Source organism: Vogesella mureinivorans (assembly GCF_007644035.1).
Classification (GTDB): domain Bacteria; phylum Pseudomonadota; class Gammaproteobacteria; order Burkholderiales; family Chromobacteriaceae; genus Vogesella; species Vogesella mureinivorans.
On record NZ_VMTV02000073.1, the window covers coordinates 1 to 297 of the forward strand.

1 pseudogene is annotated in these 297 nt (G+C 69.4%); it reads left to right on the forward strand.

Going from position 1 to position 297, the window contains the following annotated elements:
- Positions 1-297: pseudogene (locus FLQ44_RS01995) on the forward strand (leucyl aminopeptidase); the annotation flags it as partial.

Here is a 297-nt window from a genome sequence, read left to right on the forward strand (position 1 = left end):
GTCTGCTTCGACACCGGCGGCCTCGACATGAAACCGGCCGACGGCATGCGCAACATGAAGAAGGACATGGGCGGTGCCGCGCACGCGCTGGCGCTGGCCCAGCTGGTGATGGCGCAGCAGCTGCCGGTGCGCCTGCAGCTGCTGATCCCGGCGGTCGAGAACGCAGTCGCCGCCGATGCCTACCGCCCGGGCGAGGTCATCGCCACCCGCGCCGGCCTGTCGGTCGAGATCGACAACACCGATGCCGAAGGCCGGGTGATCCTCTGCGATGCGCTGACCTATGCCGGTGAGTCCAGG